This is a genomic window from Streptomyces sp. NPDC008086, from assembly GCF_042957325.1.
Classification (GTDB): Bacteria; Actinomycetota; Actinomycetes; order Streptomycetales; family Streptomycetaceae; genus Streptomyces.
Genome location: NZ_JBIBIA010000010.1, coordinates 59,076 through 72,191, shown reverse-complemented (window position 1 = coordinate 72,191; position 13,116 = coordinate 59,076). Strand labels below are relative to the sequence as shown.

Sequence of the window (13,116 nt, the reverse complement as noted above, 5' to 3'; positions counted from 1 at the left end):
GCGGGGCACCGCGGCGTCCGCGGCACGGGAACCTCCGATCCTGGCACCGCCGCCCGTAGGCCTCAGCTGCTTTTCCCGTGCGCACGGGGCCGTCCCGACCCCGTCCCGAACCTGCCCCGGTCGCGTCCGGCCATTCCTCCTCATACGCTCCGAAATGTGACGTCATCCTTGATACGGCGCCGGTCGCGGCGGGGGAGCTCGCACATATGGGCGCGGGTGGTGTACGCGCTGGTGGGTGGGGTGGTCGGGGTGGCGTGGCTGGTCCTGCCCGTGGTGAAGGTGCTGGGCGGGGGCGCGGTCGCGGGCGGGGCGGACCGGGCCGTGGCCGGTGCGGCGGCCCAGGGGGAAGGGACCTCGAACGTCGACCTGGTGCTGCCGGTGCTGGCGGTCGTCGCGGCGGTGGTGGTCGGGGGGTACGGGTTCGTGCGGCGCAGGCGGCGGGTGCGGGGGCGTACGACACCCGGTGGGGCGCCGGTCGAGGCCACCGAGCCGCCCGCCGGGGAACACGACGAGCGGGCTCGGGCACTGCTGGCCGAGGCGGACGACTGGGTCCGGGTCAGCGCGGAGGAACTCGGGTTCGTCGCGGAGAAGGCCGAGGCCGCCGAGCTGGTCGAGCCCTTCGTCCGGGCGCTGCGGGACGCCCGGGCCGAGTTGGCGGTCGCCTTTCGGATGCGGTGGCAGTACGAGGGCGGAGTGCCGGCGGAGGACGCGGCGCGGCGGCACGCGCTCGCCGGGATCGTCGGGCGGTGCGAGGAGGCGGGGCGGCTGCTGGACGCGCGGGCCGCCGCGTTCGATCAGCTACGGGGGCTGGAGGAGGGCCTCGGCGGAGGGCTGGGGCGGGCCCTGGCCGTCGCGGAGGGCCGGTTCCGGGAACTGACGGGACGTACCGGAGGTGCCGGCGCGGTACTCCGGGAGCTCGGCGAGCGGTACGCCCCCTCGGCCACCGCCGCCGTCGCGGGCCATGTCGAGCAGGCCAAGGACCGGCTCGTCTTCGCCACCACCCGCCTCAACCAGGCCCGCCAGTCCGCCGACTCGGGCGACCTCGAGCGGGCGGCGGGCCGGTTGCGTGCCGCCGAGGGCGCGATCAGCCAGGCCGCCGTCTTCATCGACGGTGTGGAACGCCTCGCCGGGGACCTCGCCACCGCCTCGACGATGGTGCCGGCCGCGCTGACCGGCGGCGAGGCGGAGATCGCCGGCGCCCGCGGGTCACCGCCCGGCGCCCTCGACCCGTACCTGCCCGTGCCCCCCGGTGAGCTGCGCGCCCGCGTCACCCACGCCGACCTCGCCCTGGCCGGCGTACGCGAAGAGCTGACCTCGGGACGGCCGTACGACCCCCTGGACCTGCTCCGCCGGATCGTCCGGGCCGTGGCGCCCGTCGCCACGGGACGGGCCGGGGTGCTCCCGGCCGCCGCGCTGCTCTGCGCCCGTGCCGCGGTGGCCGGTGCGGACGACGTCGTCGCGACTCACCGTGCGGTGGTCGGGACGGAACCCCGCACCCACCTGGCCGAGGCCCACCGCCTGCTCGCTCCCCCGGCGCCCCTGGCCGACCTCCTGTCCGCCGACACCCTCGCTCAACAGGCCCAGGAGCTGGCCGAACAGGACATCCGCCTCCACGGCCACCCCACCACCCCCACCGAGCCCGTCCACGGCCTCACCGGAGCCCTCCTGGGCGGCGTCCAACCAACCACCGGCCCTCCGGCAAGCTACGGCGGCCCACACACCCGGGACCGGCGCGGAGACACGACGGATACCTGAGCGCGCCAACCACGCGGAACAGATGGACCCGTTGGCTTGGCAGTACGGGTGGGTGACAAGAACCCGGCCGAAGCAGAAGCCGGACGTCAGAAGAGGCTCAGCAAGGCCTCCGCCGGGTCCGCCAACCCGTTCTCACCGTCCGGCAGCGGCAGTTCGAACCACACCGTCTTGCCCCGCGGCGTCCGCCGGGAGCCCCACGCCGCGCTGAGCAGCCCGACCAGCTGCAACCCCCGGCCGCCCTCGTCCGTGTCCCGCGCGCGACGCCGCCGCGGCTGGACCAACCCCGAGTCCCAGACCTCGCACACCAGCGTGCGGTCCAGCAGCAACCGCAGCCGGATCTCACCCTCCCCGTACCGCAGCGCGTTCGTGACGAGCTCGCTGACCAACAGCTCCGTGGTGTCGACCAGCGGCTCCAGGTCCCAGGACAGCAGCTGCCCGCGGGCGTACTCCCGGGCCCGCCCCACACTGCGCGGCTCACGCGGCAGCGTCCAGTCGCCGACCGACTCCGCGGGCAGCCCCTGGACACGGGCCATCAGCAACGCGATGTCGTCCTCGCCGTGATGGCTGTCGAGGGTGTTGAGGACGTGGTCGCAGACGTCCTCCAACGGCCGCGTGGGATCCGTGAGCGCGCCCACGAACGCCTGGAGGCCCTCGTCCAGGGGATGGTCGCGGGACTCGACGAGGCCGTCCGTGTAGAGCGCCAGCAGCGCCCCCTCCGGGAGTTCGACCTCCACCTCCTCGAACGGCTCCCCGCCCACCCCCAGCGGCATCCCCGGCGGCACGTCCAGCATCAGCGCCGCCTCGCCGGGTTCGACCAGGACCGGCGGGAGGTGACCGGCGTTGGCGAAGGTGCAACGCCGCGTGACGGAGTCGTAGACCGCGTACACGCAGGTCGCGAGGTACACCTCGGAGAGGTCCGCCTCCCGGGGCCGGCGGGCCGCGCGGGTGGCCTGCTGGACGCCGCCGGGGGCGCCGAGGCCGCGCGCGATCTCGTCCAGCGCCGAGAGGACCTCGGCCGGTTCGAGGTCCAGCAACGCCAGTGTTCGTACGGCCGAACGGAGTTCGCCCATCGCGACGGCCGCCCGCAGACCCCGGCCCATGACGTCCCCGACGACCAACGCCGTACGGTGGCCGGGGAGTTCGATCACGTCGAACCAGTCGCCGCCCACCTCGCTGGGCCGGTCGGCGGAGGAGTTGCCCGGCAGATAGCGGCAGGCGATGTCGAGGCCGGACGCGACCGGGTCCCCGGGCGGCAGCAGGGACCGTTGCAGTATCAGCGCCCGTTCGTGCTCGCGCCGGTAGAGGCGGGCGTTGTCGATACAGACCGCTGCCCGCGCCGCCAGCTCCACCGCGAGATCACGGTCCCGGTCGCCGAACGGCTCGCTGCCCTTCGTCCGGGCGAACTGCGCCAGTCCTACGACCGTGTCGTGGGCGACCATCGGCACCGCGAGCGTGGACTGCACGAGGCCGCCCTCCTCGCCGGGCACGAACTGCGGCCGGGCGGTGCGCAGGGCGTCCGCGCAGGGCGAGTTGAACGGGTAGTGGTGGACGGCGCCGACCGCGACGGGCACGCCGCCGCCGACGAAGGGTGCGTCGGAGACGGCGCTGGAGAAGGCGACGCGGCGCAGTTCCGCGCTGCCGTCGGCGAGGCCCGGCGGGGTCTCGTCGCCGGCCAGCAGCCCCTGGTAGAGGTCGACGGTCGCCAGGTCGCAGAAGCCGGGGACGACGACGTCGAGGAGTTCGCGGGCGGTGGTCTCCAGGTCGAGGGAGTTGCCTATCCGGGCGCCGGCCTCGTTCAGCAGGGCGAGATTGCGCCGGGCCGCGGCGGCCTCGCGGGCGGCGGCGCGACGCGCGGTGATGTCGATTCCGAGCCAGGCGATGCCTATGGGGCGGCCGCTGCCGCTGTGCACCCGGTACAGGTTGACGGACCAGTGGCGGCGCTCGTCGGAGCCGGGCAGGAACCCGGTGACGTGCATGTCGGTGATGGAGTCGCCGCTGTCCAGGACGCGGCGCAGGGTCGCCGCGACGCGGTCGGCCTCGGGACGCGGCAGATAGTCGTGGACGCCCCGGCCGCGATGGTCGTCGGGGGAGCCGCCGAAGAGGGAGGCGAACCGGTGGTTGACGCGGCGCACCCGCAGATCGGGGTCGATCAGCAGGAAACCGAACGGAGATTGACCGAATATCGACTGCGAGGCGGCGAGGTCGGTCTCCATCCGACGGAGCGTGCGGACGTCGACGACGATGCAGACGGCGGCCTTCTCACCGTCCTCGGTCCGCGTCGGCATGACGTACACCTCGGCCAGACCGTCCTGGCCGCGCCGTCCGTCCACGTCGTCCGGCGCCCGGAAGGGGACCACTCCGGTCCACTCCCGTCCGTCCAGGATCTCGGCCATCTTGCGCTGCCCCTGCTCGCGCAGGTCGGGGTCGATGAACGCCTCGATGGGGTCCATGCCGACGGCCCGCCGGGCCGGGATTCCGAACAACTGCTCGGCGCGCAGGCTCCACTGGTCGACCAGGCCGTCGGGGCCGATCGAGAAGGACGCGACCTTGATGTAGTCGTAGATCGAGCCGGGGGGACTGCTCTGCCAGACGGATTCGCCGGGGCGGGGCTCGTCGGAGGCGAAGCCGGGGGCGTGCGAAGCGGGGGATTCCGGTGCGCCTTGGGCGCCCACCGCGTCCTGTGCGTGCCCTGCGTCCTCTGTGTCCTGCGCTTTCCGTGCCTCCGCTCGTGAGGCCGGTGTTTCCTGAGAGGCGCGTGTGCCACGGGAGGTGCCGTGGGAGGCCTGGGTGTGGTCGGAGGCCTGTGGATCGTCGGAGGCCTGTGGGGTGTGGGCCCGCTCTCCCGCGGCCCTCGCCCTCGCGCCGCCCGACGGGTCCTCGGACTCCGTGGCCTTCGCTGGTATCTCGCTCACGCGAACCGTCCCCTCCAGCTCACCGCGCCCGGCACCGGTCACCGGGGGCGGCTGCCCGCAGTATCCAGCACTACGGCTCCGCACAACACGGTGTTCACGATCACAGCACGTTCCCGATGGTTTTCGGTCCCGGCACCGGAAACACTTCCAGTCTTCTAACCAGCGGACACGCAGTCGAATCACGCGGTTCGACAACTGCCACTGGCCTGAACCAGTCGCTCGACAGGGTGGGGTGGTTGTACACCGCCCGCGCCGCCGCGGTCACCTGGGGACCGCGAGTTCGAACCACACCGTCTTGCCCGTGTTCCGGCCCGGCCGGGTGCCCCAGCGGCGCGAGGAGTGCGCCACGAGCTGGAGTCCGCGGCCGCTCTCGTCCTCGAGGTGGGGGGCACGTTCACGGGGCGGGTCCGGGAGCGGGTCGGAGACCTCGACCAGGAGGACGCCGTCGAGGTCGGACGGGCGTACCAGACGTACCCCGATGGGGCCGGTGGCGTGCCGCAGGGAGTTGGTCACCAGCTCGCTGACCAGCAGCACCGTGAGGTCGGCGAGGCTGTCGAGCTCCCAGTCGCGCAGCCTGCCGCGCACGGCGGCACGGGCCGCGCGCACCGCTCCCGCCTCCGCGGGAAAGGTCCACTCGGCGCAGTCGCCATCGGTGTCGATCACGCCGATCACTTCCCAGGCCAGCGGGTTCGCCCATGTCCGGTTTCGAAGGGTTAGTGACCACATACCCGATATTCGGGGGGCGGTACCGCGCGCGAGGTATGCGAACGGGTAGGAATCCGGGAAGTTTCCTCAGGAACGAAGCCGGTCCGCCACCGCCTGGACCGCGGGCACGTCCGGGTCCAGCCAGTCGACGTCCCAGAGTTCCCCGGCGTCGAGCCAGCGCAGGGCGTCGTGATCCTGGAGGGGCTCGGGGGAACCGGAGCCGGGGAGCAGACGGGTCGTCCACACCTGGAGGACGTAAGGGGGTTTGAGGGGCCACTCCCCCGGCAGGCGCTCGACGACCTCGGCGTCCACGCCGAGTTCCTCCCGCAGCTCCCGTACGAGCGCGACCTCGGGTGCCTCGCCGGGCTCGACCTTTCCGCCGGGTAGCTCCCAGCGCCCTGCCAGGCCCTCGGGAGCGCTGCGGCGCGCCGCGAGCAGGCGGCCGGCGTCCAGCAATGCGGCGCCGACCACGATCTGTTCCTTCATAGCGCCAGAGCCTAGGCGCTCCGCTTGGGGGCCGGGTTCGGGTGCGGCGCCGTCGTGGCTGGTCGCGCAGTTCCCCGCGCCCCTGCGGGGGTGGCGGAACGCCGGGTGTCGAGTGCCGCGCCATCGTGGCTGGTCGCGCAGTTCCCCGCGCCCCCCTCAAAGAGCCGCGCCGTCGTGGCTGGTCGCGCAGTTCCCCGCGCCCCCTCAAAGTGCCGCGCCATCGTGGCTCGTCGCGCAGTTCCCCGCGCCCCTGGAGGGGGTTGCGCCAACGCGGTTGGTGCGTCTGCCTGGGGGTGTCTAGTCGGCGGTCTGGGCCAGGCGTTCGACCCAATAGAGCTGTTTGTGGCCGCGGCTGTCGAGGCTGTCTGCGATTTTCTGGGCCTCGGCGCGGGTCGCGTACCGGCCGACGCGGTAGCGATTGCCGTTGTCGTCCTGTCGAATCACGAGCCAAGGAAGAGTGATCGTGCTGTCGTTCATCGCGCCCCACCGCTCCTTCCCGCCCACAGCCGCCCGGCTACCGCTCGCGGCCTGTGCCGTGCCCCGCCCGCCAAGGAAACCGCAATCCGCATATGCCCGAGCCTACGCCTAACCTTTACGCTGCGAATACGGCTTTTCACAAAGAGGTACGCAACCAGCCAAGTCGGAGGGGGCGCACGGCGTCGAACGCGCCGTGCGCGGACGTCGATGCATCCGGTCACGGGCATGGCATGGACGCCCGGGTCGACCTGCGAGCACGGCCAGATTCGAACGGCAGGGAAAGGGGCGGGAGTTGAGGCTCTGCCGGGGGTAACTGCGGTGAAGGTGTGCGCTACTTCACCAACGAGTGCGCTACTTCACCGGGAGGTGGTACGCGACGCGGTAGCGGTCCGCCGGGATCACGACGTCCGCCGTCTCCACCGGACGCCCGGAGGCGTAGTAGGTGCGCTGGATGACCACGACCACATGACCGGGCACGCCACCCAGCGTCAGCAACTCCTCCGCGAGGCCGGGGCGGGCGCCCACCTCCTCGGTGACGTTGTCCACGACGACGTCGATGGCCGCCATGCGCTCGACGACGCCCATGCCGCCGAGTGGGCCCTCCTCGGGCAGCATCACGGGCGTACGGCCGGTGACGGCGAGCGGCTCCCAGGACGTGGAGAGCATCATCGCCTCGCCGGCGTCCCGGAAGAGGTACTTGGTGCACATGACGCGGTCGCCGGGCCGGATGCCGAGCCGCTCGGCGACGGCGACGCTCGCCTCGGCCTGCTGGCTGCTGGACTCCCAGGTGCCGCGCGTCTCGCCGTCGGCCTGCTCTTGGCGGAAGGGCGTGGCCCCGCTCGGCGGGCGGAAGCCGGAGCGGGAGATCCGGCGGGGCACGGGGCGCTCACGGACGTACGTCCCGGAACCGGAGCGGCCCTCGACCAGCCCCTCGGCCATCAGCACCTTGCGGGCCTCGAGGGCGACGGTGTCCGAGACGCCGTACTCCTCGCGGATGCGGGCCTGGGACGGGAGGCGGGTGTGCGGTGGCAGCGAACCGTCGACGATCTTCTTGCGGAGATCACCCGCGACGCGCAGGTACGCCGGCTGCTCACCGAAAGTCACTGGCCGCTCCCATCAGCTTGTACAGACAGCAACAGCGTGGCAACCGTGGGTTGTCCCATGCAAGCAAAGGCCAGAGAATCACTCGATGTGATGACTTGTGCCCACCGAGGGCTTTACGCAGGCGCTTTCTCCCCGCTATAGCCGCGTTCACACCTCGCTCACACGGCCAGGCCGTCCCCGCTTCCGCTGTCGTCGCCGCTGCCGAAGTCGTCCTCGTAGGTCGGCACCGTGGTGTCCAGGCCCAGAGCCTTGCGCGCGGTGACGGTGGTGGGGCCGTCGACGTACTCGTAGCCGCTTTCGTAGTACGTGTAGTACGTGTCCGCGTCCTTCGTCGCGGCCGCCCGCGACCACTCCTTGCGGGCGTCTTCCATCTCCTGGACCAGATCCGCGACCGGCTCCTCGGCGTCGGCCGGCCAGCTGTGTCCGCGCAGCGCCTCGATCTGCTCGCCGAGCACGGTGTGGACGTCCTTCGCCCAGGCCTGGTTGGCCGCCAGGTCCTCCTCGGGGTATTCCTCCGGCTCCTCGTACAGGACCGTGTCGATGGCGTTGGTCGCGGTGAGGAAGGCGGTCTGGTCGGCGTCGAGCGTCGTGGGGTCGGCACGCAGCGAGCCGGTCAGCCTGCCGTCGTCGGCCGTGCTGCCGAACATGCAGGTGATCTCGCGGTCGCCGACGCGCCAGCTCTGCCGGGACGGGACGAGGTAGTAGACGTCCACGTCGTCCGGTACGGCCCAGGTGTCCATGGCGTAGCCGTCCTGGAGCGCGTAGCACTTGTCGTCCGCGAGCCGCCCGAGCTCGTCGTCGCCCGGGAAGGAGCCGCCCGGGAGCGTGACGACGGCGAAGACCTCGGCGTCGTGCTCGCCGGCGCAGGACACCTCGTCGACGTCGTAGGCGTCGCCCTCCAGGTCGCCGTTCGGTGTGTCGAAGCAGTCGCCCTTGGCGAGCGCGTAGGCGGTGCCCTCGCCGCTCGCGGCGCCCTTGAAGCCGTCCCAGAAGTCGGAGGCGGAACCCGTGCTCAGCATCAGCGCCCACAGCGCGAGCCCGACCGAGGACAGCACGGAACCGGCCACCGCCATGCCCTTGCCGTTCTCGTCCCGCTTCTTGATCTGCGCCAGAGCGATCAGCCCGAGCACCAGTCCGACGGCCGGCACGAAGCAGAGGATGCCGAGGACCAGGGAGCTGATGGCGAAGCCGTTGACGCGGACGGGGCGGCCGTAGGGGCCGTAGGGCTGGTACGGGTGCGGGAACGGCGGTGGGTACTGGCCCTGCCCGTACGGCCCTTGGGGCTGCTCCGGGCCGGAAGGCGGAGGTATGGACACGGGTACCGTGCTCCTGGTTCAGGCGGCGGGGCCGGGTGGGAACGGGCGTACGACTGGGCGAATCGTAAGCGGGGGACGAGGGGGGATGTCATGCGGGTTACGAATGCGACGATCCGGACGGTCAACGCGCTCACCTCGCGGTGGGCGGGGGCCGTGCGGGCCTCGGGAGATCCCGGGGGCGGCACGGTCTTCTCGGCGGCGGGGGTGTGGCCACTCCTCGCGTTTCTGGCGGACGGGGCTGGGGGTGCCGCTAGGGCGGAACTGGCCGACGCGGTGGGGCTGCCGGTGGACGAGGCGGCGGGTGCCGCGCGGGAGTTGCTCGGCGCGATGGGGGCGATGAGCGGGTCGGACTCGGCACTCGGGTTGTGGACCAAGCGGACGCTGGAGCTGCGGGAGCGCTGGGAGGCGGGGTTGCCCGCGGAGGCGCACGGGGTGCTGACGGGGGACGCGGCGGCCGACAAGGCGGCGTTGGACGCCTGGGCGGTCAAGCGGACGGGTGGGCTGATCGACGCGATGCCCGTCCTGCTGGACGAGAACACCGAGATGGTGCTGGCCGGCGCACTGGCGTTGCGGACCACTTGGCTCCAGCCGTTCCAGGAGTCGTGCTGGATGCCGGAGGCCGGGCCGTGGTTCGGGCGGGAGCTACTGGGGCTGCGGCGCGGGAGCACGCTGCTGGACCGGATCGGCGTCGCCGACACCCCGGAGGGACACGTCACCGAGTTGAAGGTGCTGGGCAATTCCGCGATCGACGTCCATCTGGTGCTGGGCGAGGAGGGGATGACACCCGGCCGGGTACTGGCGGCCGGGGTCGGGATCCTGGACCGGGGCCGTTCCGTCGTGCCCGGCTACCGGCTCCCCCACGGCGAGGTGGGGCCCGGTGTGCGGGTCGTGAAGGAGCGCCGTGCGACGCCCGCGCCACCGACGCTGGAGATCATGACCATGGCATACGGCGTACGGGCGAGCCACGACCTCGGCGCTCACGCCGAGGTGTTCGGCCTCAGCGCGGCGATGACCGAGCGGTCCGCGGGGCATTTCCCCGGCATCAGCGGTCGGCCGCTCCACCTCGACTCGGCCGAGCAGCGCGCGATGGCGAGGTTCGGCGCGCGGGGTTTCGAGGCGGCGGCGGTGACGGCCTTCGGGGTGGCCGGGGCAGGTCCGTCGAGGGCTCGCTGGGTGACCACCACCGTCGAGGCGACCTTCGACCGCCCCTTCGGCTTCCTGGCCGTGCACCGGCACACGCGGCTCGTCCTCGCGGCCGGCTGGGTGGCGGACCCGGAGCCGTTCCGCGAGGACGAGGGAGACCGGTGACGGTGGGTCAGAACTGGAGGGCCCAGGCGTCGACGCGTCCGGTGTCGTAGTTCGCGTTGTCGCTGACGCGTAGCTTCCACGTGCCGCCCGCGGCCTCCGAGGAGGCGTTCACCGAGTACGTGGTGTTGATGTTGTCCGAACTGCCGCCCGTGCCGTACGACTTCAGCGTGTACGCGGTGCCGTCGGGAGCGATCAGCTGGACCTGGAGGTCACCGATGTACGTGTGCACGATGTGGACCTCGACCGCGAGGGCGGAGGGCGCGTTGCCGGTGACGCCGGAGACCGTCACCGGGGACTCGACCGTGGCGTTGTCGCTGATCGCGTAGTCGCCGGTGTTCTCGAAGCGCGGGCCGGGCGGGGTGGTCGTGCCGCCGCCGACGTACAGGAGCCGGTTGGGCGAGCCCGTGCCGGGGCTGGTGACGACGCCGGTCGTGGCGGCGGACGTCAGGGCCGAGGCGACCTCGGACGGGGTCGCCGAGGGGTGGTCGGCGAGGTAGAGGGCGGCCGCGCCCGCCACGTGCGGGCTCGCCATCGACGTACCGGAGATGGTGTTGGTCGCCGAGTCGCCGGAGTTCCAGGCCGAGGTGATGGAGGAGCCCGGCGCGAACAGGTCCAGCACCGAGCCGTAGTTGGAGTAGCTCGCCCTGGCGTCCGAGCTCGTCGTCGCGCCGACGGTGATGGCCTCGGTGACGCGCGCGGGGGACTTGGTGGAGGCGTTCGTCGACTCGTTGCCCGCCGCCACCGCGAAGGTGATGCCGGAGGCGATGGCGTTGCGTACGGCCGTGTCAAGGGCGGAGTCGGCGCCGCCGCCGAGGGACATGTTGGCCACGGCCGGCTTGACCGCGTTCTGGGCGACCCAGTCGATGCCGGCGACGACCTGGTCGGTGGTGCCCTGACCGGAGTTGTTCAGCACCCGGACGCCGACGATCTTCGCCTTCTTGGCGACGCCGTACGACGACCCGGCGACCGTGCCCGCCACGTGCGTGCCGTGGCCGTGGCCGTCCTGGGCGGTGTTGTCGTTGTCGATGGCGTCGTAGCCGTAGGAGGCGCGGCCGCCGAAGTCGCCGTGGGTGATGCGGACGCCGGTGTCGATGACGTACGCCGTCACGCCCTGACCGGCCGAGTCCGGGTAGGTGTAGGAGCTGTTCAGCGGCAGGTTCTTCTGGTCGATGCGGTCCAGGCCCCAGGAGGGCGGGTTGGTCTGGGTCGCGTCGACGCTGAACGTGCGGTTCTGGACGACGGAGGCGACGGCCGGGTCGGCGGCGAGCCGCTCGGCCTCGGCCTCGGAGGCCTCGATCGCGTAGCCGTTGAGCGCCTTCCGGTAGGTGCGCTCGATACCGGCGCCGTACTTCTCGACCAGGGCGCGCCCGGCCTGGGAACCCGAACGGGCGTGATCGGCCTTGAGGTTCACGATGTAGCTGCCGGCGACGGCGCCCGCGGCGTCCGCGTACTGGATGCGGCCCTCGGGGGCGGCCGCGGCGGGGAGAGGGGAGACGAGGCCCGCGGTGAGGGCCGCGGTGGCCGCCACGCCGAGCGCGGCCAGTCTTCGCCGGGAGTCTCTTCGGGAGTTACGCATCACTGCCATCTGAGGGGTCCTCCTCGATCGGTGGTGCGCTGGTGGGGGCAACTCCGAAGTGGACAGGGGCATGTCAATTTCCTGTGCCACTCCTGTGCGTCAGCCGAAAGATTGAGGCCTCCACAGGAATTGCACAAGGGTCGTGCACGGCGAACTCGGCCCGCCTGTCCGGGGTTTCACGCCCCAGCGCCCCGTCGGCCGACCGGCGCGGCGAACGGGTGACCGATCACTGTCCGTGAACCTTCGACATGCAGGCTGTGCGGGTCTGCGCAAGCCTGGGGGCATTCCGCCAGGACGACGTGTCCTCGCGGTCCCCCAGGAAGGAAGTTCACATGCGCTACGCAGCTGCCCTTTTCATCGCCGCCATACTCGCGGCTGTCGCCGCCCCCGCCGCTTCGGCCGCCACCGCCGCCCCCACGACGGTGTGCGACTCCCACACCCTCAGCAGGCTCTGCTGGTAACCGCTTCCTGAGCGAGGGACAGGCCGTGGACCTGGCGTCGCGGCCTGTCCCCGTTCTCGCGGATCGTTCTCGCGGATCGTTCTCGCGCGACGGCAGGTCGGTGTCAGTCGTCGAACCCCGTCGCCCGCGTCGACTTCTCCCACGCCTCGACGTCCTCGCGGACCTGGTCCAGATGGCCGAGTACGGCCGTGACCCCGTCGTCGCCCAGGGGCAGCCGCAGGGGAGTCCGCTCGGCCTCCAGCGCGGCCCGGATCAGTGCCGCCGCCTTCGCGGGGTCGCCGGGCTGGGTGCCGTCCCCGGCGGAGACGGACTCGCGGGTCTGCGCCACCTTGGCGTACAGGCCGCTGTCCGTGCTCGTTCCCGCCCGGCCGGTCTCGAAGAGCGCCGTGCGGAAGGAACCGGGCTCGACGATCAGCACCTTGAGGCCGTACTCGGCGACCTCGTCGGCGAGCCCCTCGGACAGGCCCTCCAGGGCGAACTTCGTGCCGCTGTACGCCGAGAAGCCCGCGAAGGACATCTGCCCGCCCATGCTGCTCATCTGCACGATCGCCCCGGAACGGCGCTCGCGCATGTGCGGCAGTACGGCCCGGGTGAGGGCGGCCGGCCCGAAGACATGCAGGTCGAACAGTTCGCGCAGTTCCCGCTCGGTCGTCTCCTCGAAGGCGCCGACGTGGGTGCGGCCGGCGTTGTTGACCAGGACGTCGATCCGCCCGTGCCGTGCGACGACGTCCTGTACGGCCGCTTCCGCCGCGCCGACTCCGTGACGTCCAGGTGCAGCGCCTCCACCTGGTCGGGGTGCGCGGCCACCAGGTCGTCCAGGCCTTCCGTCCGGCGGGCCGCGCCGACCACCACGTCGCCCTCCGCGATCGCCGCCTCCGCGAGCGCCCGTCCGAAACCGCTGGTCGCGCCGGTGATCAGCCACACCTTGTTCATGACAGCTCCTCGTAGTCGCATCGGCCCGCATCGGCCCACTGCCAGCGTGCGGCGGGCGGCGGTTGCCCGTCCAAGACCCACGC

General features: G+C 72.2%; 10 protein-coding genes and 1 pseudogene. 3 read left to right on the top strand and 8 right to left on the bottom strand.

The features are described 5' to 3' along the window. Positions 1-156 precede the first annotated feature (156 nt). Positions 157-1,755 carry a hypothetical protein gene (locus ACFZBP_RS32765; protein WP_391418493.1) on the top strand — a complete coding sequence of 533 codons (1,599 nt, stop codon included), beginning with the start codon at positions 157-159 and terminating at the stop codon, positions 1,753-1,755. An 86-nt stretch (positions 1,756-1,841) separates the two neighbouring features. Here ACFZBP_RS32765 and ACFZBP_RS32760 read toward each other — a convergent pair whose 3' ends face one another. From ACFZBP_RS32760 to ACFZBP_RS32735, 6 genes are all read right to left on the bottom strand, one after another. Then, positions 1,842-4,667 (bottom strand): SpoIIE family protein phosphatase, encoded by a 2,826-nt coding sequence (locus ACFZBP_RS32760; RefSeq protein ID WP_391418491.1) that lies wholly within the window; start codon positions 4,665-4,667, stop codon positions 1,842-1,844. 261 nt (positions 4,668-4,928) lie between these two features. Further along, positions 4,929-5,393: an ATP-binding protein gene (locus tag ACFZBP_RS32755; RefSeq protein WP_383457854.1), complete on the bottom strand. Its 465-nt coding sequence runs from the start codon at positions 5,391-5,393 to the stop codon at positions 4,929-4,931. A 66-nt stretch (positions 5,394-5,459) separates the two neighbouring features. Next, positions 5,460-5,858 carry an NUDIX domain-containing protein gene (locus tag ACFZBP_RS32750; protein ID WP_391418487.1) on the bottom strand — a complete coding sequence of 133 codons (399 nt, stop codon included), beginning with the start codon at positions 5,856-5,858 and terminating at the stop codon, positions 5,460-5,462. A gap of 297 nt (positions 5,859-6,155) precedes the next feature. Beyond that, positions 6,156-6,335 carry an SPOR domain-containing protein gene (locus ACFZBP_RS32745; protein WP_383457860.1) on the bottom strand — a complete coding sequence of 60 codons (180 nt, stop codon included), beginning with the start codon at positions 6,333-6,335 and terminating at the stop codon, positions 6,156-6,158. A 351-nt stretch (positions 6,336-6,686) separates the two neighbouring features. Further along, positions 6,687-7,439, bottom strand: coding sequence for a GntR family transcriptional regulator (locus ACFZBP_RS32740; protein ID WP_383457864.1), 753 nt, complete (start codon positions 7,437-7,439; stop codon positions 6,687-6,689). A gap of 158 nt (positions 7,440-7,597) precedes the next feature. Further along, complete coding sequence (locus tag ACFZBP_RS32735) at positions 7,598-8,755, bottom strand: DUF4190 domain-containing protein (protein ID WP_391418482.1); 1,158 nt, start codon at positions 8,753-8,755, stop codon at positions 7,598-7,600. Between the two features lie 90 nt (positions 8,756-8,845). Between ACFZBP_RS32735 and ACFZBP_RS32730 the strand changes: the two genes are divergently transcribed. Further along, on the top strand, positions 8,846-10,063 hold the full coding sequence (locus ACFZBP_RS32730; protein ID WP_391418480.1) for a serpin family protein: 1,218 nt from the start codon (positions 8,846-8,848) through the stop codon (positions 10,061-10,063). Between the two features lie 7 nt (positions 10,064-10,070). Here ACFZBP_RS32730 and ACFZBP_RS32725 read toward each other — a convergent pair whose 3' ends face one another. Beyond that, on the bottom strand, positions 10,071-11,648 hold the full coding sequence (locus ACFZBP_RS32725; RefSeq protein ID WP_391418478.1) for a S8 family serine peptidase: 1,578 nt from the start codon (positions 11,646-11,648) through the stop codon (positions 10,071-10,073). A gap of 323 nt (positions 11,649-11,971) precedes the next feature. Between ACFZBP_RS32725 and ACFZBP_RS32720 the strand changes: the two genes are divergently transcribed. After that, entirely contained in the window at positions 11,972-12,100 is a 129-nt protein-coding gene (locus ACFZBP_RS32720; RefSeq protein WP_391418476.1) for a hypothetical protein, read from the top strand. 103 nt (positions 12,101-12,203) lie between these two features. Here the strand turns inward: ACFZBP_RS32720 and ACFZBP_RS32715 are convergent. Then, positions 12,204-13,033: pseudogene (locus ACFZBP_RS32715) on the bottom strand (oxidoreductase). Positions 13,034-13,116 lie beyond the last annotated feature (83 nt).